Raw genomic sequence first — 25,594 nt, 5'->3', positions numbered from 1 at the left:
CGGTGAGTAAGACGGTGGTCCACGTGCTTCGGCACGGCGAGGTGCACAACCCGGACGGCATCCTCTACGGCCGGCTGCCCGGGTTCCGCCTCAGCGAGCTGGGTGTCCAGATGGCCAAGGCCGCCGCGCAGGGGCTCGCCGAACGCGAGGTCGTGCACGTGGTGGCCAGCCCGCTGGAACGGGCCCAGCAGACCGCCGAACCGATTTCCGCGCAGTTCGGGCTGCCCGTCGGGGTGGACGAGCGGCTGATCGAGAGCGCCAACTGGTTCGAGGGCAAGCGGGTCTCGCCCGGCGACGGTTCCTTCCGCGACCCGCGCAACTGGTGGGTACTGCGCGACCCGGTGACCCCGTCGTGGGGCGAGGCGTACCAGGCGATCGCCGAGCGGATGTTCGCCGCGCTGCACGCCGCCCGGGTCGCCGCCGAGGGACGCGAGGCCGTCCTGGTCTCGCACCAGCTGCCGATCTGGACGCTGCGCCGGCACGTCGAGCGCAAGCGGCTCTGGCACGACCCGCGCCGCCGGCAGTGCGCGCTGGCCTCGCTGACCACGTTCCACTTCGACGGCGCCAAGGTCGTCGGCATCGGCTACTCCGAACCTGCCGCACACCTGGTGGCGATCTCGCCGACTGCGCGGACGGCCAAGGGGGCCTGATGGCTGCCCGGAGGTTGGCCGCCGGCCTGTTCGCCGCCGTGACCGCCATGGTGCTGCTGACCGGCTGCTTCGGCGACGGCGGGAAGCCGCAGTGCGACAACGTCGACGGCATCGTGCAATGCCGCCCGGACCAACGGACCGGCGCCCCCGATATCGCCGGTGAGCTGCTCAAGGGCGGGTCCTACGACGTGGCGGACCAGCGCGGCCAGGTCGTCGTGGTCAACTTCTGGGGTTCCTGGTGCGCGCCGTGTCGGGCCGAGGCCGACGACCTGGAGGCCACCTACCAGGCGACCAAGCTCTCCCGGGTGACCTTCCTCGGCATCAACGTGCAGGACAGCCGGGACAAGGCCATCGCCTTCGAGGAGGGCCGGGTCAGCTACCCGAGCATCTTCGACCCGGGTAGCCGGCTGGCCCTGAACCTGGACATCTCGCCGAACACCATCCCGGCCACCGTCATCCTCGACCGGGAGGGGCGGATCGCCACCGTGATCCGGGCGGCGGTCACGCAGGACGGCCTGCAACCGATCGTGGAGCGGATCGCCGCGGAGTCGCCCGCGCCGGCCGGCCAACGCTGATGGGCGAGACGTTCCGCGAGCTTGCCCAGTCCGGCCCGCTGCTGTTGGCGGTGGGCGCGGCAGCCCTGGCCGGGCTGGTCAGCTTCCTGTCCCCGTGCGTACTCCCGCTGATGCCCGGCTACCTCTCCTACGTCACCGGCCTCGCCGGCACCGACCTCGAAGGCCGTAGTGAAAGGAAGGGCCCCCTCTTAACGCCTCCGGTAGAGGAAGGGCCCCCTGTTAACACCACGGGCGGCGCGGGAGCCGGCGTCGGGACGGCGGTGCGGGAGGAACGGCCGACGGTCAGCCCGGCCGTCAAGGGGCGGGTGCTCGCCGGGACGCTGCTCTTCATCGCCGGTTTCACCGTGGTGTTCACCGCCACCGCGGTCCTGTTCAGCAGCATCGGCCGGGTCTTCTTCGACTACGAGCGGACGCTGGAGATCGTCATCGGCGGGCTCATCGTCGTACTCGGGTTGGGCTACATCGGGGTGCTGCCCGGCTTCCAGCGCGAGTTCCGGATCAACCGGCTGCCCGCCGCCGGCCTGCTCGGCGCGCCGGTGCTCGGCGCGGTGTTCGCGCTGAGCTGGGTGCCCTGCACCGGGCCGACCCTGGCCGCGGTGCTCGGCATGGCCACCACCAGCGGGCAGACCGACCGGGCGGTGGTGCTGGCCGTGGCGTACTGCCTCGGGCTGGGCATCCCGTTCATCGTCTTCGGGCTGGGCTTCAACCGTCTGCTCGGGGTCTTCCGCGCGGTACGGCGCAACAGCCGGTGGATCACCCGGATCGGCGGTGTCCTGCTGATCCTGATCGGCCTGGCGCTGGTCACCGGCGGGTGGACCAACGTGGTGATCTGGCTGCAGACCACTATCGGGGTGGGCGATTTCCAGGTGAGCATCTGATGACCGCCGTGGACGACCGGCCGGCCGCGCCGGCCGAGGCACCCCGGCGCCGCCCCAACCCGGTGCTCGCCCTGCTGCGCAACTCGTGGCGGCAGCTGACCAGCATGCGTACCGCGCTGGTGTTGCTCTTCCTGCTCGCGGTCGCCGCGATCCCCGGCTCGGTGCTGCCGCAGCGCGGCGTCAACCCGGAGGACGTACGCGACTTCTACACCGCGTACCCCGAGCTGGCCCCGATGCTCGACCGGGTGGGCGCGTTCGAGGCGTTCGGCTCGGTCTGGTTCTCCGCGATCTACCTGCTGCTCTTCACCTCGCTGATCGGGTGCATCACGCCCCGGCTACGCGACCACGTCCGGGCGCTGCGGGCAGCGCCGCCGGCCGTACCGAAGCGGCTGGAGCGGCTGCCGCAGCACGAGGTGCTGCCCGCCCCGGCCGGGGGTGCGGCGGCGGTCGCCGAGACGCTGCGGCGCCGGCGGTGGCGGGTGGTGGTCCGCGGCGACGAGGTCTCCGCCGAGAAGGGCTACCTCAAGGAGACCGGCAACCTGATCTTCCACACCTCGATGGTGGTGGTGCTGGTCGGCGTGGCGCTCGGCTCCTGGTACGGGTGGCACGGCAACCGGCTGCTCGTCGCCGGCCCGGACGGCGTCTTCTGCAACACCCGTCAGCAGTACGCCGAGGCGAAACTCGGCCCGCGGGTCGGCGACGACCTGCCCCGCTTCTGCATGCAGCTGGACGAGTTCGACGCCCGGTTCCTGCCGAGCGGCCAGCCCTCGTACTTCAACGCGAAGGTCACCGTCGACGAGTACGGCGGCGCGCCGCGTCCGGCGGAGTTCTCGGTCAACTCGCCGCTGCGCCTCGACGGTGCGAACGTCTACCTGCTCGGGCACGGCTATGTCCCGCTGATCCGCTACACCGACCGGTTCGGGAACACCCAGACCAGTAACCTCCCGTTCCTCACCACCGGCGACATCGGGTTGACCAGCGAGGGGCTGGCCGCCTTCCCGGACGCCAACGTCAACCCGGACACCGGTGAGCGGGACCCGAACCTCCAGGTGGCCTTCTCCGGCCTGTACCTGCCGACCGCGCCGCAGCAGCCCCCGTTCACCCGGTCCGAGTATCCGACCGAGCAGAACCCGCTGCTCGACCTGATCGCCTATCGGGGCAACCTGGGCCTGGACGCCGGCATCCCCGGCTCGGTCTACCAGCTCGACCAGCGTCAGGTACGCAACGGCCGGCTTACCGAGATCGGCCAGAAGCAGCTGCGGATGGGCGAGAGCTGGACGCTGGACGACGGCACCACGGTCGAGTTCGTGGGCACGGGACGGTACATAGTGCTGTCCGTGCGGCACGACCCGGGCACGATGCTGCTGCTGGTCAGCTCCGTCGGACTGGTGCTCGGGCTGATGGGCTCGCTGTTCGTCCGGCGTCGGCGGATCTTCGTCCGGGTGCTGCCCGCTGGCTCGGCCGACGGTTCCGGGTACCCCGACGGTGGATCTCCGACGGGCGGTAGTAGTTTGGTCGAGGTGGCTGGCCTGCCGCGTACCGAGCATCCCGGGTTCGCCGCCGAGTTCGCCCAGCTGGTGTCCGCGATTCGCGGCGACGAGCGGGGCGGTGAAGCCGGCGCCGGCTCCGGAGTCGAGGCTGGCGCCGGGGCGCGAGAAGGAGCCGAGTGATGTCCGCACTCTCCGACCAGGTGGTGTCGATCGCCACCATGGTGTACCTGCTGGCGATGATCAGCCACGCGGTCGAGTACGCGCTCGGCAACGCACGCGCCAAGGTCGTCGCGGCACCCGCCCGCGAACTGGTCGGCGCGGCGGTCGGCGGCGGCGCCACGGGCGTGACCGGCTCCGTCGGCGGAGCGGGAAGCGCCGCCGTCACCGCCGCCCAGACCGGGGCCGAGCGGACCGCGCGGCGTGCCGAGCTGGCCGGCCGGATCGCCGTGGTGATGACCGCCCTGGGCGCCGCGTTGCACCTGGTCGGGCTGGTCACCCGTGGCCTCGCCGCCGACCGGATGCCGTGGGGCAACATGTACGAGTTCGTGCTCACGGTCTCGTTCATCGGTGCCGCCGCCTGGCTGGTGGTGCTGGTGAAGATGCCGTCGCTGCGCCGCCTCGGGCTGTTCCTGAACCTGGTCATGGCGCTGCTCCTGGCCACCGCCGAGCTGGTGCTCTACACGCCGATCGTGCCGCTGGTGCCGGCGCTCAACTCGTACTGGTTCATCGTGCACGTGTCGACCATCGTCTTCGCCTCCGGGCTGTTCCTGCTCGGCGTGGTGCCCGCGATGGCGTACCTGATGCGGGCCGGCTACGAGCAGGGCAAGCGCAGCTTCCCGTACACCTTGGCGAAGCGGCTGCCGGCGGCGGCCGGCCTGGAGCGACTCACCTTCGTGCTGCACGCCTTCTCGTTCCCGGTCTTCACCTTCGCGGTGATCGCCGGGGCGATCTGGGCCGAGGCGGCCTGGGGCCGGCCGTGGGGCTGGGACCCGAAGGAGACCTGGGCGTTCATCTCCTGGGTGGTGTACGCCGGTTACCTGCACGCCCGGGCGACACCGAGCGTGAAGCGGAACGTCACCGCCTGGCTGGCCATCCTCGGCTTCCTGACCGTGCTGATGAACCTGTTCGGCGTGAACATCTTCTTCGAGGGCCTGCACTCGTACGGCGGTCTGTGAGGACGTGACGCAGGAACCCGGGCCTGGCCGGGCCGGATGCACTGCTTCCCGGTCAACCGGGGCGGCGGCTCAGGGTTTCGTCGACCCGCAAGGTGACCTGGTAGGCGACCTCCGGCACGTCGGCCAGCTCGCCGTCTCCGTTGACGCGATCTGACCGGGCAGCCCGTCAGGCTTGGAGGAAGGGCAGCAGCAGGGCGGTGAGTTCGGCGGGCTGTTCCTCGAAGAGCCAGTGGCCGCTGTCCTCGACGACCTGGCCGGTCACCGTGTCGGCGTACCGGCGGACCTGCTCGGCCACCTGGCCGCCGAGGCTCGCCTGCGCGCCGATGGCGAGCACCGGCATGGGCAGCTTCGACTTCCGGTACCCGGCGTTGTCGGCGACGTCCTGCCCGAACGCGCGGAAGCATTCGAAGCTTGCCCGCAGGTGGGCCTCGTCACGCAGGTGCCGGGCATACTCCTCGATGTCCGTCGCGTCCAGGCTGCCCTTGCGGATCATCAGCGAGTCGGTGAACCGGTCGACCCAGAGCGCCTCTCGGCCGGCGACGAGCTGCTCCGGCAGTCCGTTGGTCAGGCTGAAGAAGCCGAAGTTCCACACCGCCGGGCCGGCGGCCGTCAGCGCCGGGAAGGTGTAGATGCTCTCATCGGGGATCGGCGCCTCGCTGAGTACCAGCCGGCTGATCCGGTCCGGGTGGGCCGCGGCGTACGCGTACGCGACCATGGTGCCGATGTCGTGGCCGACCAGCCGCAGGTCGCGGTCCAGGCCCAGGCTGGTGAGCAGCCCGTGCACGTCACCGGCGAGGGTCTTCTTGTCGTAGCCGCCGGACGGGGCGTCGCTGTCGCCGAAGCCCCGCAGGTCCGGCGCGATCACCTCGTACGACTGCCCCAGCTCCGGCAGCACGTGGCGCCACATGTACCAGGACTGCGGATAGCCGTGCAGCAGCACCAGCGTGGGGCCGTTGCCGCCCCGGACGTAGTTGACGGCGACGTCGCCGACCTGTGTCCGCTGCTCGGCGAACCCTGCCGGAACCCGTCCGCCACCCATGGTCGGCCCTCCGCTCTCGTCGGGCCGCTCGACTACCCGGCCGGCTCCCGTCCATGCCGCTGAGTGTTAACAAGGGGCCCCTGCTCTACCGGAGGCGTTAAGAAGGGGCCCCTCCTTTCACCTGGCGGGGGGTGGGGGAGACTTGCTGACATGGCGGCTCGTGGGTTCCCGTACACCGATCTGAAGGACTTCCTCGCGGCGCTGGAGCGCGAGGGCGAACTGCACCGCATCGGCGTGCCGGTCGACCCGACGCTGGAGATCAGCGAGGTCGTCACCCGGACGGTCCGGGCCGACGGGCCGGCGCTGCTCTTCGAGCGGCCCACCCGGGGCGAGATGCCGGTGGCGATCAACCTGTTCGGCACCGAGAAGCGCACCGCGATGGCGCTCGGCGTCGAGTCGCTGGACGAGATCGGCAACCGGATCGGCGAGCTGCTCAAGCCGGAGCTGCCGATGGGCTTCTCCGGCATGATGGGCGGCATCGGCAAGGTGATGCAGCTCAAGTCGATGCCGCCGAAGAAGGTCAAGACCGCCCCCTGTCAGCAGGTGGTCTACCGGGGCGGCGATGTCGACCTGAACCGGCTGCCCGGACTCCAGGTGTGGCCGGGCGACGGCGGGATCTTCCACAACTTCGGGCTGACCCACACCAAGCACCCGGAGACCGGCAAGCGGAACCTCGGGCTGTACCGGCTCCAGCAGCACAGCCACAACACCCTCGGCATGCACTGGCAGATCCACAAGAACTCCACCGCGCACCACGCCGTCGCCGAGCGGCTCGGCCAGCGGCTGCCGGTCGCCATCGCGATCGGCTGCGACCCGGTGGTCAGCTACGCGTCGAGCGCGCCGCTCCCCGCTGACATCGACGAATACCTGTTCGCCGGGTTCCTGCGTGGCGAGCGGGTCGAGATGGTCGACTGTCTGACCGTGCCGCTCCAGGTGCCGGCACACGCCCAGGTGGTGCTGGAGGGCTACCTGGAGCCGGGCGAGCGGCTGCCGGAGGGGCCGTTCGGCGACCACACCGGCTTCTACACCCCGGTCGAGCCGTTCCCGGTGCTGCACGTCGAGGCGATGACCATGCAGCGTGACCCGGTGTACCACTCGATCGTCACCTCGAAGCCGCCGCAGGAGGACCACGGCCTCGGCAAGGCCACCGAGCGGATCTTCGCGCCGTTGCTGCGCTTCCTCATCCCGGACATCGTCGACTACGACCTGCCGGCCGCCGGGGTCTTCCACAACTGCGCGATCGTGTCGATCCGCAAGCGGTACCCGAAGCACGCGCAGAAGGTGATGAACGCGATCTGGGGCGCGCACATGATGTCGCTGACCAAGCTGATCGTGATCGTGGACGAGGACTGCGACGTGCACGACTACCGCGAGGTCGCCTTCCGCGCCTTCGGCAACGTCGACTACGCCCGGGACCTGCTGCTCACCGAGGGCCCGGTGGACCACCTGGACCACTCCTCCTACCAGCAGTTCTGGGGTGGCAAGGCGGGCATCGACGCCACCCGCAAGCTGCCCAGCGAGGGCTACACCCGGGGCTGGCCGGAGGAGATGACCATGTCCCCCGAGGTGGCCTCGCTGGTCGACAAGCGCTGGAAGGAGTACGGCATCTGATGGCCGACGACACCACTGCCCGCGATCTTGCAGTTTCGGTCGCCGTCTTGGGGCTTTTGTGGCTTGTGCGGCGACGCAAAGTGCAAGATCGGCGGGTGCGGAGGCGGGTGCGGAGTCAGGGGCGGGTCTTGTTGACGGCCTTGGTGAGGTTGTCGGCGGGGCGGCCGGTGGTGTCGCGGGCACCTTCGGCGACCGACGGGACCTGGTCGGTCGGGGCGATCTTGGACGCGGCGGCCGCCTTGGTGGCGGCACCGTTCCCGCTGGCCGCCGCCTTGCCCGCTGCGGTCGATCCCTTGCTCGCCCCGGACGGGCCGGCGGTGCGTACCTCGATCGTCTCCACCTCGTCGCGCATCGGCTCGAGCGACGTGGTGGCGTCGTACTCCGCCCACACCTGCTGCTCGCGGTAGCGCCGCAGGGCCATCGCGCCGGCCAGCCCGGCCACCGCGCCGGCGGCGAGCAGGCCGGCCATCATGGTCCCGCTGCGGCGGGACTTCCTCTTCGCCTTCATGTTCTTCGCCTTGACCTTTCTGGTGACCGCGGCCTGCTTGGCGGTGGCGGCCTTCTTTCCCGCAACGGCTCTGCCGGCCGCCTCGGCCTGCGCGTTACGTACGGCCATGGCCAGGGGCGCGAGCGCCGCGGCCGTCGTCACGAGGCCGCTCGATGCCCGGTCCCGGACCATGACGGCGGTCGGCGCGACGGCACCACGGGCCGCCTGCACCCGCGGGCCGACCGTGGCGCCGGCACCCCTTGCCGCGTGCGTCGCGGCCTGCCGCAGGTGACCGATGCCACGGTTCAGCTCGGCCCTGGCCAGTTGCCCCTGGGTCTTGCGCCGCCCGATTCCAAACACGGTCCCACCTCCTGGGAGTTGCTCCTTCTCATCCTCCACCTTCGGATGCCTCCGCATGTCCAGATCGGGCACATGGGAGGATCCGCATGGAACTGACCAACGAGTAAGGAGTACCCGTGGCCGAGGCTGTCTACGCCACTCTGCACACCAACGCCGGCCCGATCCGGCTGGAGCTCTTCCCCAACCACGCGCCGAAGACCGTCCGTAACTTCGCCGATCTGGCCGAGGGCACGCGCGAGTACACCGACCCGCGGACCGGGAAGCCGGGCAGCGGTCCGTACTACGACGGCACCATCTCGCACCGCGTGATCAGCGGCTTCATGATCCAGATGGGTGACCCGACCGGCACCGGTCGCGGCGGCCCGGGTTACACCTTCGCCGACGAGTTCCACCCCGAGCTGCGCTTCGACCGGCCGTACCTGCTGGCGATGGCGAACGCCGGGCCCGGCACCAACGGCTCGCAGTTCTTCATCACCGTCTCGCCGACGCCGCACCTGAACAACCGGCACACCATCTTCGGGCAGGTGGCCGACGAGCAGTCCGCGAAGGTCGTCGAGGCGATCGCCAACACCCCGACCGGCCCGAGCGACCGGCCGCTGCAGGACGTCGTCATCGAGCGCGTCGAGATCGAGCGTCCCACGGCGTGACGCGCGCCGAGGTCCCGTCCGCCGGCCGGGCCTGGGCACGGCGGGTCGGGACCAACCGGAACGCGGCCCGGTCCGCCTGATTGGTGGGCCGAGGTACCTTTGCTCGCATGATTGAGCGCTCGGGCACCTGGGGCCAGCGGTGAGCGAATCCCCGCCGACCACCCCGGCCTGCTACCGCCACCCCGGCCGGGAGACGTACGTCCGATGCACCCGATGCGACCGGTCGATCTGCCCGGACTGCATGCGTGAGGCGTCGGTCGGGTTCCAGTGCCCGGAGTGCGTGGCGGACGGACGCCGTAGTGTGCGGCCGGCGCGTACCGCCTTTGGCGGCGGTGCCGCCGGCCAGCTCGGCTACGTGACCAAGACGCTGATCGGCCTCAACCTGCTGATCATGCTGCTCTCCATCACCTCGGACCGGGGTGGGGACGCGGCGGCCGGCGGCGCCGGCTTCGGCGGCCTGTTGGGCGGTGGCACCCCGCTGACCGAATGGGGTGCCGTGCTGGGCCGGGCGATGTTCGCCGACGGCCACATCGGCGGCGTCGCCGAGGGCGAGTGGTACCGCCTGGTCACCGCGATGTTCCTGCACTACGGCGTGGTGCACCTGCTGCTCAACATGTGGGCGCTCTGGGTGCTCGGGCGGTCGCTGGAGGGGGTGCTCGGGCCGCTGCGCTTCGCCGCGCTGTATTTCATCGCTGGCTTCGGCGGCAACGTCGCCGTGTACGTGTTCAGCGCTCCCAACCAGATGTCGGCCGGTGCCTCCACCGCCGTCTTCGGCCTCTTCGCGGCGATGTTCGTGATCATGCGGCGGCTGGGCCGGGACACCTCGGCCATCCTGCCCATCCTGGTGATCAACCTGATCTTCACGTTCACCGTGCCGAACATCTCGATCGCCGGTCACCTGGGCGGCCTGGTCTTCGGCGCGCTCATGGCCCTGGTGCTGGCCTACGCCCCGAAGTCGCGCCGGACGCTGGTGCAGGCCGGCGGTGGCGCGCTCATCATGGTCGCGCTGCTCGGGCTGGTCCTGGTCCGCACCGCCGCGCTGCTCGGCTGAGGACAACGGTGCGCTGCTCGGCTGAGGACAACGCCCACGCCGACGACGTCAGGTCCGCCCGGCGATCCAGCGGTGGCACCGACCGCCCACCGTCGGTCGGCGGTCGGCGGTCGGCGGTCGGCGGTCGGTGCATGGTGGCTGGCCTCAGCCGGCGGGCGGCCGGGCGGCGAGCAGTGCTTCGGCGACCTCGGTGGGATCGGCGCCGAGATCCAACTGGCTGAACAGGTGCAGCGAGGCTCCCGCGTCGATCTCAAGTGCCGGGCCGCCGAACCCGCGCCCGGAGCGGCGGTCCACCCGGATCGTCTCGACCACCGACCAGGGCAGGTGCCGGCGTCCGGTCCACCCCTTCGGCACGGTGATCCCGTCCGCGTCCATCGCGAGCCGGACCGGCGCGACCAGATCCCGCACCCCCCACGTGACGAGGGCGGCGGCGGCCAGCCCGCCGAGCACCGGCCGTAGCAGGTCACCGTCGGCGAGTAGCAGCCCCAGCGCGAGCAGGACGGCCGCCGCGACCAGCTTGAGCACCGGCAGGGTCGGGGACACCCGCCACTGACGCGCGATCGACTCGGAAGCCACGGCACCAGCATGCCAGCGTGAGCGCGGGCGGACGATGCGCCGGCATGGGCGTAGGATCGGGGCCAGCCCAAGTTACCGGGGAGTAGACATGGTTGACGCGGTAATCGTCGGTGCGGTGCGTACCCCGGTCGGGCGGCGTAAGGGCAGCCTGGCCACGGTGCACCCGGTGGACCTGTCGGCGCACGTGCTGCGCGCCCTCGCCGAGCGCACCGGCATCGATCCGGCCCAGGTCGACGACGTGGTCTGGGGTTGCGTCTCCCAGGTCGGCGAGCAGTCCTGGAACGTCGCCCGCAACGCCGTGCTGGCCGCCGGCTGGCCGGAAACGGTGCCCGGCACCACCGTGGACCGGCAGTGCGGCTCCAGTCAGCAGGCGCTGCACTTCGCCGCCGCCACCGTGCTCGCCGGTCAGGCGGACCTGGTCGTCGCGGGCGGCGTGGAGTCGATGACCCGGGTGCCGATGGGCTCCAGTGTGCACGGCGGGATGCCGTTCAGCGAGCAGATCCTGGCCCGCTACCGGGGCGTGGCCGGCGTCGCGGAGGATTCCCCGCTGCCGTTCAATCAGGGCGTCGGCGCAGAGTTGATCGCCCAGCGGTGGCGACTGTCCCGTACCCAGCTCGACGAGTTCGCCCTGGCCAGCCACGAGAAGGCGGCCGCCGCCCAGGACGCCGGGGCGTTCGAGGCCGAGTTGGCCCCGGTGGCGCTGGCCGACGGCGGCAAGTTCGAGGCGGACGAGGGCGTCCGGCGCGACACCTCGCTGGAGAAGCTCGGCGAGCTGCCCACCCCGTTCCACCCGGACGGCGTGGTCACCGCCGGGTCGGCCTCGCAGATCTCCGACGGTGCCGCGGCGCTGGCGGTCACCACGAGCGAGTGGGCCAGCCGGCACGGCCTGCGTCCGCTGGCCCGGGTGCACACCGCCGTGGTTGCCGCCGACGACCCGGTCACCATGCTGACCGCGCCGATCCCGGCCACCGCGAAGGCGCTGCGCCGTGCGGGGCTGGGCATCGAGGAGATCGGGGTGTACGAGGTGAACGAGGCGTTCGCCCCGGTGCCGCTGGCCTGGTTGGCGGAGACCGAGGCGGACCCGGAGCGACTCAACCCGCGGGGTGGCGCGATCGCCCTCGGGCATCCGCTCGGCGGCTCCGGTGCCCGGATCATGACCACGATGCTCGCCCACATGCGGGACAACGGCATCCGGTACGGCCTGCAGACCATGTGCGAGGGCGGCGGGATGGCCAACGCGACCATCGTCGAGCTGCTCTGACCCGTGCCGTTCGGGTGGTGACCCACCGGCCGGCTGTGCCGCGAAACCCGGTCGCGGGGCCGGGCTCGACCGGGCTAGGTTGCCCCGGTGACCGCCGCCGTACCGCATACCGAGCTGACCGACCCGCGCTGGCGGGACGCCGCCCTCAACTGGGTGACCGAGGCGCTCGCCCCGACGGGCCGGCGTGTCGCCGGTCCGGTCGAGCCCCGGGTCCGCCCCTGGTCGCTGGTCTGGCGGGTGCCCACCGACGCCGGCGACGTGTGGTTCAAGGCGAACACTCCGGGCACGAGGTACGAGGCGGCGCTGCTCGCCGCGCTGGCCCGGCTCCACCCCGGCCGGGTGCTCGACCCGATCGCGGTGGACGCCGCCCGCGGCTGGTCGTTGCTGCCGGACGGCGGCGCGACGCTGCGCGAGGCGACGGGTGGCGACGCCGACCTCGGCCGCTGGGAACGGGTGCTGTCCGAGTACGCCGAACTCCAGCGGACCACCACCGCGCACGTCGAGGAACTGCTCGCCCTCGGCGTGCCCGACCACCGGCCCGAGGCACTGCCGGCGCTCTTCGCGGAGCTGCTCGATGACCGTCCGGCCCTGCTCCTGGGCACCCCGGACGGGCTGACCGTCGAGGCGTACGACCGGCTGCGCGCCCTGCTGCCGACGTACGCGGACCGCTGCCGGTGGCTGGCCGAGAGCGGCATCCTCCCCTCGATCCAGCACGACGACCTGCACGACGGCAACGTCTTCGTGGCCGCGACCGGTCACCGCTTCTTCGACTGGGGCGACGCCTCGGTGGCCCATCCCTTCGGCACCCTGCTGGTCACGCTGCGGTCGGTCGCCCACGTCACCGGGCGCGACGCCACCGACCCGGCCTTGGACCGACTGCGGGACGCCTACCTGGAGCCGTGGACTGACGGCCGCGACCGTGCCGCGCTGCGGCAACTGGCCGAGGTCGCCGCCTGGGTGACCATGGTCAGCCGGTCGCTGTCCTGGCGGCGTGCGCTGACCACCTCCAATCCGGCCCGCGCCGAGTACGCCGCCGCCGTGCCCGGCTGGTTGGAGGAGCTGCTCGACATCGAGCCGAGCTGATCCACCGGGCAGCTGCCGCCGGTGCCGGACTGGTGGTGCGACGCCTTGACGTGGAAATTGCAAAAAGCATGTAGTGAGCCACGTCACCCCGTGGGCAGCGTCGTTGGGCAGAGCATGGACGTCTTCTCCCGAACGTTCCTCCCGGCCGCCTCCGAGGCCGGTCTGGCGATGCAGACCGCCAGCCGGCACATGCCGGTGTTCCGTCGCTGTGTCGGTTCCGGCGACGCCACCATCCTGGTCACCCGGTGCAGCCGGCCCGACCGGCCGGTGACCGTGGATTATCTTCTCCTGCTCACCCACCGACGGCTGGTGGTGACCCGGCAGACCCGGGTGCTGCACCGCCTGCGGCTGCATCTCAACACCGAGCTGCGCGAGCTGAGCCACGTCACCTGGAGCCCCGATCCCCGGTTGCACTCGGTCGAACTGGCCGCCACCGCCATCGACGGCATCCGTGAGCGATTCCTGATCCGCACCCAGCACCCGAAGCAGGTGTGGCAGCTCGACGCGGTGCTCAACCACGCCTTCCGCAGCCGGGTACGCAGCGCGCGACCGCGGGTCGTGGCCACCGTCGCCGAGGCTCCCACCGCCACCCGGCCCGCCGCGTTCCAGCCCGCGGTGGCCCGCTGAGCGGCTGTTCTTACCGAACCCGAACACTGCCTGACGCCGGCCCGCCCCGCCGATCGGCAATCATGGCCCGGTGACCGTCGACAACCCGCGACGCGGTCTGGTCCTCGTGGTGGAGGACGAGCCGAGCATCGCCGACCTGGTCCGGCTCTACCTGAGCCGGGACGGCTTCGGCGTACACGTCGAACGGGACGGCGTGGCCGGCCTCGCCGCCGCCCGCCGGCTGCGCCCGGTGGCCTGTGTACTCGACATCGCGCTGCCGGGTCTGGCCGGCACCGAGATCTGCCGGCGGCTGCGCGAGGCGGGCGACTGGACGCCGGTCATCTTCCTCACCGCCCGCGACGACGAGGTGGACCGGATCGTCGGCCTGGAACTGGGCGCCGACGACTACGTCACCAAGCCGTTCAGTCCCCGCGAACTCGTCGCCCGGGTACGCGCCGTGCTGCGGCGCACCGGCGGGCCACCGGACGGCGTGGGGCAGCCCGTCGCGCTCGGCCGGGTCACCCTCGACCCGGGCCGTCGGGCGGTGACCGTGGACGGCGTCCCGGTGCAGCTGACCTCCACCGAGTTCGACCTGTTGGCGCATCTGATGGGTCGGCCGGGTCGGGTCTTCACCCGGGAGGAGCTGCTGGCCGGGGTGTGGGGGTACGCGGCCCACGCGGGCACCCGTACGGTCGACGTGCACGTGGCCCAGGTCCGGGCGAAGCTCGGCGAGGCGAGCGTGATCCGTACCCACCGAGGCGTCGGGTACGCCGCCGATGGCTGACCGTCCCGGCCGTACACTCACCGCCCGCGCGGTGCTGGTGACCTGCACGGTGGCCCTGGTGTCGGTGCTGGTCACCGCGCTGGTCGCGGCGCCGGTGGCGGTGCGTGCGGCCGAGCGGCGCGACCAGCGGGCGCTGGCCACCCAGGCGCAGGTCGCCGCCGAGCTGCTGCGGGCCCGGCCCGCTCGGGTCCGCGAACTGGCCGGCGAGCGCCTGGTCCGCCAGCTCGGCAACCAGGGCGTCACCATCTACCTGATCTCCAACGGTGCCGCCGACCGCCCGGGCCTGCCCGAGCAGCTGGTGCACCGGGTGTCCGGCGGGCGCGACGTCTCCGGCCGCCGGCTGGTCGCCGGGAAACGGGCGCTCGTCGAGGGACGGGCGCTGCCCGGCGGTGACGGCGTGGTGCTGACCCGGCCGGCCGGTGCCGGGGTGTGGCGCCAGGTGCTGCGGGGTCTCTGGCTGCCGCTGCTGGCCGGACTGGCCGCCGGGGCGGTGGCCGGGTGGTTGCTCGCCCGCCGGCTGGCCCGGCCGATCCGGCGGGCGGCCACCGCCGCCGCCCGGCTGGGTGCCGGAGACCGGTCCGTCCGGGTGCCGGTCGAGCCGCCCGCCGAGGTGGCCGACCTGGCGTACGCGTTGAACGGGCTGGCTGCGGCGCTGGCCACCAGTGAGGGACGGCAGCGGGAGTTCCTGCTCTCCGTCTCACACGAACTGCGTACCCCGCTGACTGCCATCCGGGGCTACGCCGAGGCACTGGCCGACGGCGTGGTCGCGCCGGAGGCGGCGGCCGACACCGGCCGGACCATGCTGGCCGAGGCGGAGCACCTGGACCGGCTGGTCGCCGACCTGTTGGCGCTGGCCCGGCTGGAGGCGGTCGACTTCCCGATCGAACCGGTGCGGGTCGACCTGGCCCGGCTGGCCGCCGACGCCGGCCGGACCTGGGCCGACCGGTGCGCCGCCGTCGGGGTGGTGTTCCGGGTCGAAACACCGGAGCGGCCGGTGCCGGCGTACACCGATCCGGTGCGGATCCGGCAGGTGGTCGATGGGCTGCTGGAGAACGCGCTGCGGGTGGTACCTCCCGGAGCGCCGGTGGTCCTCGCGGTCCGGCCGGCCGGCGTGGACCCGGTGGCCGGCGCGGTGGTCGAGATCCGCGACGGCGGGCCCGGCCTGACCGACGACGATCTCGCGGTGGCCTTCGAGCGCGGTGCCCTGCACCAGCGTTACCGGGGGCTGCGCAAGGTCGGCAGCGGGCTCGGCCTGGCGCTCGCCGCCGGGCTGGTCCGCCGGCTGGGCGGGGAGATCGTCGCCGGACACGCACCGGAGGGCGGGGCGGCCTTCGCCGTCCGGCTGCCGCCGGATCCTTACCTGATCCGTACGTCGACCTGACGGCTCGCTCATCCGGGCCGGTGACGCTGGTGGCACCACGGACGAGAGGACGAGACATGGCACGCAGGGGACCTGTCACCGCCACCACCGCACTGCTCGTGGCGGTCGCGTTGGGCGCCGCCGGCTGCGGTGCGGCCCAGCCCGTCAGGGACGCCGCTTCGGAGACCGCCGTCGAGGTGGTGGCGGCGATGGGCGCGGAGGGCCAGGCGCTCGCCGCACTCGGCTTCGACCCCGCCGAGCTGGACCCTGAGGCGACCACGCCAGCACCGTCGGAGTCGTCCGCGGGCGAGCGGAAGACGCGGGAGGAGCGGGTCGAGGAGCGGCGCAAGCGCCGCGCGGCCCGGGTGCTGCTGCGCGAGCACACGCTGCACGGCGAGGCCGTGGTGCAGACGAAGGACGGCGGTACGAAGACCGTCGCCGTGCAGCGTGGCGAGGTGACCGCCGTCGACGGCGACTCGATGACCGTCAGGTCGGCCGACGGCTTCACCCTGACCTGGAGCTTCGGCGACGACCTGCGGGTCGTCGAGCGGCGCCGGACGGTCCGGTCGACCGACATCAAGGTCGGCACGAGCGTCGGTGTCGCCGGCGCCAAGACCGGCGGCAACGCCGAAGCCCGGCTGATCGTCGTCCCGCTCAAGCAGGACTGAGAGGGGGTGGCCCGCCGCCGTGCTGCGGGCCACCCCACCCGTCAGTAGACCCGAGAACCGATGAAGTCGTCGTACCCGTAGCCCACCGGGCTGGCGAACGAGCGGGAGTCGAAGGACCACTGCTGTCGGGAGTTGCTGGAGCAGCTGGCCAGGCGCAGCCTTGGCGTGCCCAGCAGCGGGTTGTCGAAGGCCAGGCAGAGGTTGCTGTTGCCGGCGGTCCGGATCTGGTTGCCGGAGAACACGAACTTCTGGTTGGCGCCGCCGTGGCAGTCGTAGATGTTGACCGCGGTGCCGGAGGTCAACGACCCGCCGGACACGTCGAGGCAACGGTCGTGGGAGAGCTCGGAGTGCAGCGACTGCCAGGTCGGGTCGTACCAGAAGCCCTGGTTGCGCCCGCCGTGGCAGCGGTACGACTGCTGGACGGTGCTGTTGCGCGAGTCGTAGCCCTTGCCGTCCAGACAGGTGCCGGTGGCCGCGTTGCGCAGCTGCTTGAACTCCATCAGCCCGGCGTAGAGCACGCCGTTGCCGGTGCTGGCCGGGTCGACGCAGCTCGCCCGCTCCTGGCCGGAAGCGTAGAACTGGGTGATGCACTGCGCGAACATGCCGTGCCCCCGGTAGTTCGGGTGGAACGACTGGCGCGCCGCGTTCTCGTCCCAGATGCCCAATTCGATGTAGAGGCCGCGGACCGAGGTGTTGTCGGTGCACACCTCGTGGCCGTGGAAGAGGCGGCTGGCGTCGAGGTAGCGGGTTCCGGTGTTCGCCGCCGCGGCCCGCAGCGCCGTCTCGAACATCGGCACCGCCTTGTTCCGGGCGAACGCGGCGTCGGCCAGGTAGATCAGGCAGCCGCCGTTGTACCAGCCGGGGAAGTTCGGGTTGTCCTCCACGTCCGGGCTGGCCGGGCTGGCGTACGACATGAGCACCAGCTCGTAGTCCGAGCGCAGGTAGCCGGCGTTGGTCATGGTCCGGCGGATGTCGGTCAGCGCCTCCTCGACGGCCCGGCGGCTGCCGTCGGTGCGTACCGTCCACTGGTTGGAGTAGGTGGGGTAGCACGGGCCCTGGAAGAAGACCCGGCGGATGGCGCAGTCGGTGGCGACCGGGCCGAACTGGATCGTGCCGTCGCCGTTCGCGCCGACGACCACCCAGATCAACTTGATCTGCGTGTTGCGCGCCTTGATCGCGAGGTGGTCGCCCTGGTTCAGCTCGTTGTGCTGGGTCGGGCCGCCCGCGATCAGGTTCCACGGGGTGGCTCCGGAACAGGCGATGTTGTACCGCGCGTCGGCGGTGATCCCGGTCCGGAACACCGCCTGGTCGTAGGAGCGGTCGCACCAGTTGCCCGGCTGGTGGGTGCCGGGCACGTAGTTGCCCACCCCCTCGCCGGATATCTGGCTGTCGCCCATGGTGATCAGCGCGGTGCGCCGCTGGTCGAGCGGGCGGATGCCCGGCGCGCCGTAGAGCGCGGTGGCCTCGGTGGCCCGGATGGTTTCCAGGTGGGCGGGGAGTGGTTGGACGGTCGGACGGTCGGCCGCGGCGGCTGGTGTGGCGGTGGCCAGCATCGGCAGGACGAGAGCGGTGGCGAGGACGGCGACCTGGGCGAGCCGCCGTCGCTGCGTCCGTTCACGCCTGGCAGGGGTACCAGACATCGACGCACTCCTTTCGGCTCGATCGCGGGACGTCGATCGAGTTGCCGGACGGTAACGCGTGCCATGGAGGCATGTGAATGCATCTCGGAATACTTGCGCGCGCTGTGCCGAACCGGGCCAATAGGGCAGGTCGTGGCCGGCCGGGCGGTCGTCAGCTCATCGGTCGGCGGGCAGGGCGTAACCGACGTAGCTGCGGAACTCCAACCGCCAGTCGGGCGGCACCAGCTCAGCGCAGAGCGGACGGCTGCCGACGCAGAGGATCGCGTCCACCGAGGCCGGATCGGCCGCCGGCCGGTCGGGCAGGACCGACTGGAGGGCGAGCAACTCGGGACGCCCGCCGTCGGCGTCGCGCAGCAGCAACCACCAGGGGTACTCCCAGTCGTCGTTGCGCTGGGACAGGCCGATCCGGCGGGCGTCGGCGGCGCGAACGGCGTCGGCCGCCCAGCGGTACTCCTCCGCCCACTGGGGACGCCGCAGGAAGCGCAGCTCCCATTCGGCCGTGGTGAAGACCGAGCCCGCGCCGACCAGCCGGCGCGGGAAGCCGTAGGACACCGCCAGCACCCCGGCCAACGCGCAGGTGGCGAGCACCGTCACCGCGAGCGTCGCGGCGACCGGCCGCCGTCCACGGCCTGTCCTGTCGGCAGCGCGGCCGGAACGGCGGAAGAGTGCGTCCAGCCAGAGCCCGGCCAGCGGCACCGACACCGCCAGGGCGTAGAGCACCAGCCGGTTCCCCCACGGTTGCCACTTGATCATCGCGGTGTGCAGCAGCACCGCGAACGCGACCGTCAGGGCGTACGCGCGCAGCGCCCCGGCCGAGTCGGGGTTGATCCGGCCCGGCCGGCGTACCGCCGCCACGGCGGCGATCAGCGCCAACGTCCCGGCCAGCGGAAACGCCACCCGGTCCTCGTCCGGATACCAGGACGGTTCCGGGAAGGTCTCCTGCCCGAAGGTGATCGCGCGGTCCTGCGGATCGACCCCGACCAGCCCGGCCACGCCGGTGATCGCCGCGGCGGTCACCTGACGCAGCGGGGTCAGCGGGGTGTCCAGTGCGGTGTGCCCGATGCGGAGCGCGTTCACGAGTACCGACGGCGGGTCATGCCGCTCCATCGGCACCGACTCGCGCAGCCGGGGCGGGCCGAGCGGGTGACCGAACTCGGCGTTCACCCGGCCCAGGAACGGACCGACCACGGTGGCGGCCACCAGCAGGATCAGCACCGACGCGCCGACCGTACGGGCGGTGCCGGCGACCGGGATCCGACGGCGACCGGTCGGCCGGTCGGCGTACGCCAGGCGGAGCTGACCCAACCCCCACAGCACCAGCAGTGGACCCACCGCGAGCAGTCCGCTGGTCTTGGTCAGCGCGGTCAGCCCGGCGGCCGCCCCGAGTGCGAGCAGGTCGGCCACGCCGGCGCGCCGCCGCAGCCCGTCCAGGGCGAGGGTTGCCGCGCAGGCCACCCAGGCGGCGCAGACCAGATCGGTCTGGGTGCTGGTCGCCTGAAGGGTCACCATCGGCGTGGTGGCCAGCACGAACACGGTGAGCAGCTGGGCCCGCCGGCCACCGCCGAGCTGTGCGGTCACCCGGGAGAGCGCCAGCAGGCAGCCCAGCCCGGCACCCCATTGGACCAGGTTGTACAGCGCGTCGCCGCCGGTGAACAACCGCAGGTGCAGCAGCAGGTACTCCGCTCCCGGCGGGATGGTCACCTGCCGGTGGATCGCGGTGGCCCAGAAGGACAGGTCGCCCTGGGCCACCCAGCGTTCCACCTTGGGCAGGTGGTACGTCTGCGAGTCGAAGTTGTTCGGCGCGGCCAGCAGCGCGATCAGCAGCTCGACCAGGAGCAGCCCGCCGACCGTGCCGGCGAGCAGCCGTTCGCCCCGGCTCGCCGTACGCCAGAAACCGGTCAACGCGGCGCGCCACCCGCCGGTCGGGCCGCCCGGTGTGGCGTCCGCCCCGGAGGGTGGCACCGCCCGCCCCGGCCCGGGGGTAGCGGTGCCGGCGGTCGTCCGGACAGCCACCGGCGCCGGCGCGCCCGACGAAGCCGTGGCGAGGGCGGGCGACGGCGTCGGCGAGGCGAGCGAGTCGGCGTCCGAAAGCGACGGAGTCGTCCCGCCGGCGGTGTCCGCGCCCCGGCCCGCCGCGTCGACCCGGCGGCGCCACCCGGCGGCCAGCGCGCAACCCGCCAGGAAGAGCAGCCAGGCCGCGCCGAACGCGGGCGCGGTCAGCAGCCGGAGCGCACCCAGCACTTCGACGGCCAGCACCGCGAAGACGCCGGTGGCCAGGGCCGCCCGGATCACCGCGAGCCGGCGCGGCGCCGCCCTATCCACGGCTCGTGGCCGCAACGCCACGCTGAGCAGGGTGGCGGCGGCGATGGGGGCCAGGACGAACAAGAAGCCGGCGGCCGACATGGCCGGAAGTAAACACCATCGGCCTGAGTGTCCGAACCGCGGTTTCCATTGGTGGTCGCCACCACATTACTGACCTGCCAGGCTAGGCTATGGCCGACATATTGCCGCCCTCGTGGAGATTCCCGTGAAGCTGTCGATCCTCATGCCGGTCTACAACGAGGAAGAACGCATCGCGGATGCCCTGAAGCAGGCGCTGGCCGTCGAGTATCCGTGCGAGATCGAACTCGTGGTGGTCGACGACGGCAGCCGCGACGGCACCGGGGAAATTCTCGGCCGGGCCGACGACGCGCGGCTGCGGGTGATCACCCATCAGCGCAACGCGGGCAAGGGCGCGGCCATCAAGACGGCGGTCGCCAGCGCCGAGGGTGAGTACATGGTCATCCTCGACGCCGACCTGGAGTACGACCCGCAGGACATCCCCACGCTGCTCGCCCCGGTGCTCGACGGCCGGGCGACGGTGGTCTACGGCAATCGCACCTTCGGCAGCCACAGCGCCTACAGCTTCTGGTACGTGATGGGCAACAAGGGCGTCACCATGGCGGCGAACGTGCTGTTCAACTCCTACATCGGCGACCTGGAGACCTGCTTCAAGCTGATGCCGGTGGCGCTCTACCGCTCGCTGGACGTCCGCTCCCGCGGCTTCGGCATGGAGGCCGAGGTGACCGGCAAGCTGCTGCGCCGCCGGATCCGGCCGTACGAGGTGCCGATCAGCTACCGGGCCCGGGGCCGGGAGGAAGGCAAGAAGATCACCTGGCGGGACGGCGTCGAGGCGATCTGGATCCTCGGCCGCGAGCGCGCCCGCCGCCGCCCCGCCGACACCCGGCCCGGCTAGACCCGGCCCGGCTAGACCCGGGCCGGAGACAGGAAGCCGGTGAGCGAGCGGCGCAACCCCGCCGCATCCAGCCCATGCCAGCGGGTGTGGTCCTCGGCCGAGCCGTAGCGGCGCAACTCCTCCCGCCCGACCCCCAGCGCGAGCAACCGGTGCGGCCGGTCCGCCAGCGCCGTCGAGACCAGCCGGACCGAGGTGCCCGCCAGGTAGGGCTCGACCAGGATCACCTCGGTGCCGGCGAGCGCCCGCAGGCCGGCGGTGTCGAACGGGCGCGGTCGATGGGTGTACGCCACGGTCACCGGCAGATCCGCGACCGCCGCGAGAGCCGCGTCCAGCATCGGGCCGACCGCGATCAGCAGCGGCGCGCCCGCCCCGGCGTCCCGCATCACCACCAGCGCCCCGTCACCGGCGTGCGGGCGCTCGTTGTGCGCTGACGACAGCCGCAGGTACGCCGAGGTGTCTGCGGCCACCGCGGCACGCAGCAGGCCGGGCACCTCGGCCGGGTGACCCGGCGCGTGCACGGTCCAACCGGCCAGGGTGTCGAGCAGCGCGACGTCGGCCGGGCTGAGGTGGGTCCGCCCGGCCGCCGCCCGGTCGTACGACGCGCCGACGCTGACCAGCACCGCGTGCACTCCCTGGTGGTCGAGGTCGAGCTTGATCTGCTCGTACGCCCGCTCGACGAGGAACGGCGCGTAACTGTGCACGATCGGCCGCAACCCGGTCAGCGCCAGCCCGCCGGCCACGCCGAGCATCAACTGCTCCCGGATGCCGACGTTGAGCACCCGGTCCGGGTGCCGCTCCGCGGCCGGGGCGAACGCGGCGGCGGAGATGTCGGCGAGCACCAGCGCGGTACGCGGATCCTCGGCCAGCAGCGTCGTGGTGGTGTCGACGAAGCTCTCCCTCATGGCTGCTCCCCGCTCTCGACGACCGCGACGACGAGGTGTGGCCGGTGGCCGTGGTGCCCGGTCAGGGCGGTGTGCAGGGCGGCGTGGTCCCGCCCGTCGACCGTGGCGGCGGTCCACCCGTTCACCGTGAACCGGTTGGCCACCCCACCCGGCCAGCCGTGCGTGGCGGAGGAGTTGTCGACCACGATCGCGGTCAGGTTCCCCAGGCCGGCCGTGCCGGCGTACGCGATCGCCTCGTGGTTCGAGCCCTCGTCCAGTTCGGCGTCGCCGAGGAGGACGTACACCCGGGGTTCGAGCAGTCCCTGGGCGCGCAACCCGAGCGCGCTGCCGACGGCCAGGCCCAGGCCGTGCCCGAGCGAGCCGGAGCCGATCTCCACCCCGGGCACCAGCGTCCGGTCCGGGTGGTCGCCGAGTCGGCTCTCCGGCCCGCCCTGGTCGTCCAGCCAGTCGGGCGGAACGAAGCCCTTCGCGGCGAGCACCGCGTAGTAGCCGGCGACCGCGTGCCCCTTGGAGAGCAGGAACCGGTCCCGGTCGGGGTGGTCGGCGGTCGCGGGAGTGACCCGCAGGATCCGGTCGTAGAGCACCCAGAGCACGTCGACGGTCGAATAGACGTTCGGGCCGAACTCCCGGCCGGCACGGACCCGCTCCAGCAGCGGGGCGACCGGGAGCCGGCCGTCGAGGGGCGTGGCGGCCTCGGCGATCCGGGCCGTGGTGGTGGCGAGTGTGGTCATGCGGATAGCCTGCAAGTTAAAGCGAGGTTCAACTCAAGGCGATGTGATGCAGGAAGCGCTCACCATTGGTCAGCTCGCCGCCCGCAGCGGGGTGGCGCAGTCCGCGCTGCGCTACTACGAGCGGCTGGGGCTGATCCGGGCCGACCGCACCGGCGGGAACCAGCGCCGGTACCACCGCGGCGAGTTGCGGCGGGTGGCGTTCATCCGGATCGCGCAGCAGGTCGGCATCTCGCTGGACGAGATCCGGACCGCGCTGGACTCGCTGCCCGCCTCGCGTACGCCCACCGCCGAGGACTGGGCGCGGCTCTCCACCGCCTGGCGCAAACGGCTGGAAGAGAAAATCAGACTGATGACCCAGCTCCGCGACGACCTCGACGGCTGCATCGGCTGCGGCTGCCTCTCGCTGCGCCGCTGCGCCCTCTACAACCCCGGCGACGAGCTGGCCGGCGAGGGACCCGGCGCGCGCCTCATCCTGCCTCGCTGAGGAGGTTGACCGGTGCGTCCGGCCCCTGGCTCTGTGGGCTGGCCCCTGGCTCTGTGCGGGCTGGCCCTGGCCTCGTGCGGCTGGCGCTGGCCTCGTGCGGCTGGCCTGCCGTGGGGTTCATCCGACGGTGAGCAGCACCTTGCCGACGTGTTCGTTCGACTCGACCAGCCGGTGCGCGTCGGCCACCCTGGTGATCGGCAGTCGCCGGTCGACGACCGGGCGGACCTGGCCCGCCTCGACCAGCGGCCAGACCTGCTCGCGTACCCCTCGGACGATCGCGGCCTTCTGGTCGAGCGGACGGGAACGCAGCGCGGTCGCCGCGACCGTGCCGCGCTTGGCCAGCAGCGCGCCGAGGTCCAGCTCGCCCTTGCGCCCGCCCTGCATGCCGATCACCACCAGCCGCCCGTCGGTGGCCAGCGCGGCCACGTTACGGCCCAGATACGACGCGCCCATGATGTCGAGGACCACGTCCGCGCCCCGGCCGTCGGTGACCTTCCGGACCTCCTCGACGAAATCCTGCTCCTGGTAGTCGACCAGGTGCCCGGCCCCCAACTCGCGCAGCCGGTCGTGTTTCGCCGCCCGCGCGGTCGCCACCACGGTCGCGCCGAGCGCGGCGCCGAGCTGGACCGCGAACGTGCCGATCCCGCTGCCGCCGCCATGCACCAGCAGCGTTTCGCCCGCCGACAGGCGGGCCAGCTGGACCACGTTCGACCAGACCGTGCACGCTACCTCGGGTAACGCGGCTGCGTCGACCAGGTCGACCCCGGCCGGCACCGGCAGCAACTGCCCGGCCGGCACGGCCACCCGCTCGGCGTACCCGCCGCCGGCCAGCAGCGCGCAGACCTCGTCACCCACCCGCCAGCCGGTGACGTCGGGACCGGTCGCGCTCACCAGACCCGAGCACTCCAACCCCGGGTACGCGGGCGCGCCCGGCGGCGGCGGGTAGTGCCCCTGCCGTTGCAGCAGGTCGGCCCGGTTGACCGCGGTGGCCCGCACGTCGACGATCACCTCGCCGGGGCCGGGCTGCGGGTCGGGCACCTCACTCCAGGTCAGCACGTCGGGTCCGCCGGGCTCCGGAATCGTGATCGCGCGCATGGCCCAGTCATACCCGATTCGCCCACCGCTTGACGCACCGGCGGCGAAACGTTCGCCGATCCGGCCGCGCTACGCTCGCCGATCCGGCCACGCCCTGCTCAAGATCACGCTCGATCCGGGATCAAGTGGCCTCCGTCGGCCGCCGAGAGCACTCGATCCCGGATCGAGCGCTCAGGACACCACTGTGGATCGGGTTGGGTGGCTGTGGACGGGCACGGAGGGTGAGTGATCACGGCGGATCGGGTAGCTCGCTCGTTCCCCGACTCACCGGGCGTGGCAGACTAAGCACGGCCGTGCGTTGCGCGGCCCCGGGAGGGTTCGCCTAGTGGCCGATGGCGCTGGTCTTGAAAACCGGTAAGGCAGCGATGTCTTCGTGGGTTCGAATCCCACACCCTCCGCTTCACCCCTCCGGCGGGTGTTCCCGCTGGTCCTCGCGGATCTTCTGCTCGGCGAGTCGCTGCACCGCCCGGCGCCGCTCGTCGCGTGGCGCCTGCGTGTCGCGTCGGCGGACGGCCTCGACCAGTGCGGTGAGGAAGTCGCGCCAGATTCCGGCCAAGAAACTCCTTCAGTTGACGTCGCAGGGTGACAACCCGGGTGAGGGGCTCTCGGTTACGGGCGGACACGGCACCGGGTTTGGCGAATGCCGCCGCTTCTCAGGGTATGAAAGGTGCGCAGAACACCACTTCCACCGGAAGGACCTGTGTCGATGACCCTGGAACGACCGATCGCCCCGGATCCGTACGAGCTGCTGCCGACCGTCGCCTCGTTCGCCTTGACCAGCGACGATGTGCAGAACGGCGAGCCGATGGACGCGGCCCACGCGCACGGCAGCACCGGTGGCGGGAACGTCTCGCCACACCTGGCCTGGTCGGGTTTTCCGGCGGAGACCAAGGGCTTCGCGGTGACCTGCTTCGACCCGGACGCGCCGACCGGCAGCGGGTTCTGGCACTGGGTGCTGGTCAACCTGCCGGCCGACGTGACGGAGTTGCCGCGCGGCGCGTCCGGCGACGACCTGGGCGATGCGTTCACCGTGCGCAACGACTACGGCGAGCAGGGCTTCGGCGGTGCCGCGCCGCCGCCCGGTGACCGGCCGCACCGGTACGTCTTCGCGGTGCACGCCCTGGATGTGGAGAACCTCGGCCTGACCCCCGACGCCACCCCCGCCTACGTCGGCTTCAACCTCACCTTCCACACCCTCGCCCGAGC

The 25,594-nt window shown here is 72.2% G+C and carries 26 protein-coding genes and 1 tRNA gene; 18 read left to right on the top strand and 9 right to left on the bottom strand.

Features of this window, described 5'->3' with window-relative positions; translation table 11 throughout:
• The first annotated feature begins 2 nt into the window (after positions 1–2).
• From C1I95_RS03850 to ccsB, 5 genes are read left to right on the top strand one after another with little or no spacing between them, the layout of a single operon-like run.
• Positions 3–650, top strand: a complete 648-nt coding sequence (locus C1I95_RS03850) for a histidine phosphatase family protein (protein WP_111212364.1) — start codon at positions 3–5, stop codon at positions 648–650.
• Positions 650–1,225: a TlpA family protein disulfide reductase gene (locus C1I95_RS03845; RefSeq protein WP_111212363.1), complete on the top strand. Its 576-nt coding sequence runs from the start codon at positions 650–652 to the stop codon at positions 1,223–1,225. The genes C1I95_RS03850 and C1I95_RS03845 overlap by 1 nt, the downstream gene beginning before the upstream one ends.
• Positions 1,225–2,103: a cytochrome c biogenesis CcdA family protein gene (locus tag C1I95_RS03840; protein WP_111212362.1), complete on the top strand. Its 879-nt coding sequence runs from the start codon at positions 1,225–1,227 to the stop codon at positions 2,101–2,103. Before C1I95_RS03845 ends, C1I95_RS03840 begins: the two co-directional genes overlap by 1 nt.
• Positions 2,103–3,773: a cytochrome c biogenesis protein ResB gene (locus C1I95_RS03835; protein ID WP_111212361.1), complete on the top strand. Its 1,671-nt coding sequence runs from the start codon at positions 2,103–2,105 to the stop codon at positions 3,771–3,773. Before C1I95_RS03840 ends, C1I95_RS03835 begins: the two co-directional genes overlap by 1 nt.
• Positions 3,773–4,768, top strand: a complete 996-nt coding sequence (gene ccsB, locus C1I95_RS03830) for a c-type cytochrome biogenesis protein CcsB (RefSeq protein ID WP_111212360.1) — start codon at positions 3,773–3,775, stop codon at positions 4,766–4,768. The genes C1I95_RS03835 and ccsB overlap by 1 nt, the downstream gene beginning before the upstream one ends.
• 166 nt (positions 4,769–4,934) lie before the next feature.
• Here ccsB and C1I95_RS03825 read toward each other — a convergent pair whose 3' ends face one another.
• A complete protein-coding gene (locus C1I95_RS03825) occupies positions 4,935–5,807 on the bottom strand; it encodes an alpha/beta fold hydrolase (protein ID WP_111212359.1) in 873 nt (290 codons plus the stop codon).
• A 150-nt stretch (positions 5,808–5,957) separates the two neighbouring features.
• Here C1I95_RS03825 and C1I95_RS03820 point away from each other — a divergent pair, with 150 nt between their 5' ends.
• Positions 5,958–7,418 (top strand): menaquinone biosynthesis decarboxylase, encoded by a 1,461-nt coding sequence (locus C1I95_RS03820; RefSeq protein WP_111212358.1) that lies wholly within the window; start codon positions 5,958–5,960, stop codon positions 7,416–7,418.
• Positions 7,419–7,533: 115 nt separating this feature from the next.
• Here C1I95_RS03820 and C1I95_RS03815 read toward each other — a convergent pair whose 3' ends face one another.
• The gene (locus C1I95_RS03815; protein ID WP_111212384.1) at positions 7,534–8,322 is read right to left on the bottom strand and encodes a hypothetical protein; all 789 of its coding nucleotides are present in this window, start codon (positions 8,320–8,322) and stop codon (positions 7,534–7,536) included.
• 59 nt (positions 8,323–8,381) lie between these two features.
• On the opposite strand from C1I95_RS03815, the gene C1I95_RS03810 reads away from it, so the two are divergent.
• Together C1I95_RS03810 and C1I95_RS03805 are read left to right on the top strand one after the other, a co-directional pair.
• A complete protein-coding gene (locus C1I95_RS03810) occupies positions 8,382–8,912 on the top strand; it encodes a peptidylprolyl isomerase (protein ID WP_111212357.1) in 531 nt (176 codons plus the stop codon).
• A 139-nt stretch (positions 8,913–9,051) separates the two neighbouring features.
• The gene (locus tag C1I95_RS03805; protein ID WP_111212356.1) at positions 9,052–9,963 is read left to right on the top strand and encodes a rhomboid family intramembrane serine protease; all 912 of its coding nucleotides are present in this window, start codon (positions 9,052–9,054) and stop codon (positions 9,961–9,963) included.
• Positions 9,964–10,107: 144 nt separating this feature from the next.
• Here the strand turns inward: C1I95_RS03805 and C1I95_RS03800 are convergent, their stop codons facing one another.
• On the bottom strand, positions 10,108–10,539 hold the full coding sequence (locus C1I95_RS03800) for a PH domain-containing protein (RefSeq protein WP_111212355.1): 432 nt from the start codon (positions 10,537–10,539) through the stop codon (positions 10,108–10,110).
• A gap of 88 nt (positions 10,540–10,627) precedes the next feature.
• Between C1I95_RS03800 and C1I95_RS03795 the strand changes: the two genes are divergently transcribed.
• The 6 genes from C1I95_RS03795 (at position 10,628) to C1I95_RS03770 (ending at position 16,301) form a co-directional block, all read left to right on the top strand.
• Positions 10,628–11,800 carry a thiolase family protein gene (locus C1I95_RS03795; RefSeq protein ID WP_111212354.1) on the top strand — a complete coding sequence of 391 codons (1,173 nt, stop codon included), beginning with the start codon at positions 10,628–10,630 and terminating at the stop codon, positions 11,798–11,800.
• 87 nt (positions 11,801–11,887) lie between these two features.
• Positions 11,888–12,883 carry a phosphotransferase gene (locus tag C1I95_RS03790; RefSeq protein ID WP_111212353.1) on the top strand — a complete coding sequence of 332 codons (996 nt, stop codon included), beginning with the start codon at positions 11,888–11,890 and terminating at the stop codon, positions 12,881–12,883.
• Between the two features lie 114 nt (positions 12,884–12,997).
• Positions 12,998–13,510 (top strand): hypothetical protein, encoded by a 513-nt coding sequence (locus C1I95_RS03785; RefSeq protein ID WP_111212352.1) that lies wholly within the window; start codon positions 12,998–13,000, stop codon positions 13,508–13,510.
• 70 nt (positions 13,511–13,580) lie between these two features.
• Positions 13,581–14,273: a response regulator transcription factor gene (locus C1I95_RS03780; RefSeq protein WP_111212351.1), complete on the top strand. Its 693-nt coding sequence runs from the start codon at positions 13,581–13,583 to the stop codon at positions 14,271–14,273.
• Positions 14,266–15,654, top strand: a complete 1,389-nt coding sequence (locus tag C1I95_RS03775) for a sensor histidine kinase (RefSeq protein ID WP_111212350.1) — start codon at positions 14,266–14,268, stop codon at positions 15,652–15,654. The genes C1I95_RS03780 and C1I95_RS03775 overlap by 8 nt, the downstream gene beginning before the upstream one ends.
• A 56-nt stretch (positions 15,655–15,710) precedes the next feature.
• A complete protein-coding gene (locus tag C1I95_RS03770) occupies positions 15,711–16,301 on the top strand; it encodes a hypothetical protein (RefSeq protein WP_111212349.1) in 591 nt (196 codons plus the stop codon).
• A gap of 41 nt (positions 16,302–16,342) precedes the next feature.
• Here C1I95_RS03770 and C1I95_RS03765 read toward each other — a convergent pair whose 3' ends face one another.
• Entirely contained in the window at positions 16,343–17,941 is a 1,599-nt protein-coding gene (locus tag C1I95_RS03765) for a ricin-type beta-trefoil lectin domain protein (protein ID WP_111212348.1), read from the bottom strand.
• A gap of 156 nt (positions 17,942–18,097) precedes the next feature.
• Positions 18,098–20,344 carry a DUF2142 domain-containing protein gene (locus C1I95_RS03760; RefSeq protein ID WP_111212347.1) on the bottom strand — a complete coding sequence of 749 codons (2,247 nt, stop codon included), beginning with the start codon at positions 20,342–20,344 and terminating at the stop codon, positions 18,098–18,100.
• Between the two features lie 124 nt (positions 20,345–20,468).
• On the opposite strand from C1I95_RS03760, the gene C1I95_RS03755 reads away from it, so the two are divergent.
• Positions 20,469–21,176, top strand: a complete 708-nt coding sequence (locus C1I95_RS03755; protein WP_111212383.1) for a glycosyltransferase family 2 protein — start codon at positions 20,469–20,471, stop codon at positions 21,174–21,176.
• Between the two features lie 11 nt (positions 21,177–21,187).
• Here the strand turns inward: C1I95_RS03755 and C1I95_RS03750 are convergent, their stop codons facing one another.
• Both C1I95_RS03750 and C1I95_RS03745 read right to left on the bottom strand, forming a co-directional pair.
• Positions 21,188–22,078 carry a transketolase family protein gene (locus tag C1I95_RS03750; RefSeq protein ID WP_111212346.1) on the bottom strand — a complete coding sequence of 297 codons (891 nt, stop codon included), beginning with the start codon at positions 22,076–22,078 and terminating at the stop codon, positions 21,188–21,190.
• Positions 22,075–22,809, bottom strand: coding sequence for a thiamine pyrophosphate-binding protein (locus C1I95_RS03745; protein ID WP_111212345.1), 735 nt, complete (start codon positions 22,807–22,809; stop codon positions 22,075–22,077). The genes C1I95_RS03750 and C1I95_RS03745 overlap by 4 nt, the downstream gene beginning before the upstream one ends.
• 46 nt (positions 22,810–22,855) lie before the next feature.
• Here C1I95_RS03745 and soxR point away from each other — a divergent pair, with 46 nt between their 5' ends.
• The gene (gene soxR, locus C1I95_RS03740; protein WP_111212382.1) at positions 22,856–23,293 is read left to right on the top strand and encodes a redox-sensitive transcriptional activator SoxR; all 438 of its coding nucleotides are present in this window, start codon (positions 22,856–22,858) and stop codon (positions 23,291–23,293) included.
• A gap of 117 nt (positions 23,294–23,410) precedes the next feature.
• Here soxR and C1I95_RS03735 read toward each other — a convergent pair whose 3' ends face one another.
• On the bottom strand, positions 23,411–24,388 hold the full coding sequence (locus C1I95_RS03735; protein ID WP_111212344.1) for an NAD(P)H-quinone oxidoreductase: 978 nt from the start codon (positions 24,386–24,388) through the stop codon (positions 23,411–23,413).
• Between the two features lie 311 nt (positions 24,389–24,699).
• Between C1I95_RS03735 and C1I95_RS03730 the strand changes: the two genes are divergently transcribed.
• Positions 24,700–24,786, top strand: a tRNA-Ser gene (locus C1I95_RS03730).
• Positions 24,787–24,788: 2 nt separating this feature from the next.
• Here the strand turns inward: C1I95_RS03730 and C1I95_RS35110 are convergent.
• Positions 24,789–24,944, bottom strand: a complete 156-nt coding sequence (locus C1I95_RS35110; RefSeq protein WP_158566278.1) for a hypothetical protein — start codon at positions 24,942–24,944, stop codon at positions 24,789–24,791.
• A 150-nt stretch (positions 24,945–25,094) separates the two neighbouring features.
• On the opposite strand from C1I95_RS35110, the gene C1I95_RS03725 reads away from it, so the two are divergent.
• On the top strand, positions 25,095–25,594 hold a 500-nt coding region (locus tag C1I95_RS03725; RefSeq protein WP_111212343.1), incomplete at its 3' end, for a YbhB/YbcL family Raf kinase inhibitor-like protein.

Source organism: Micromonospora craterilacus, from assembly GCF_003236315.1.
Taxonomy (GTDB): Bacteria; Actinomycetota; Actinomycetes; order Mycobacteriales; family Micromonosporaceae; genus Micromonospora; species Micromonospora craterilacus.
Note: the sequence above shows the minus strand (reverse complement) of the source record. Positions and strands in the feature narration are given on the sequence as shown.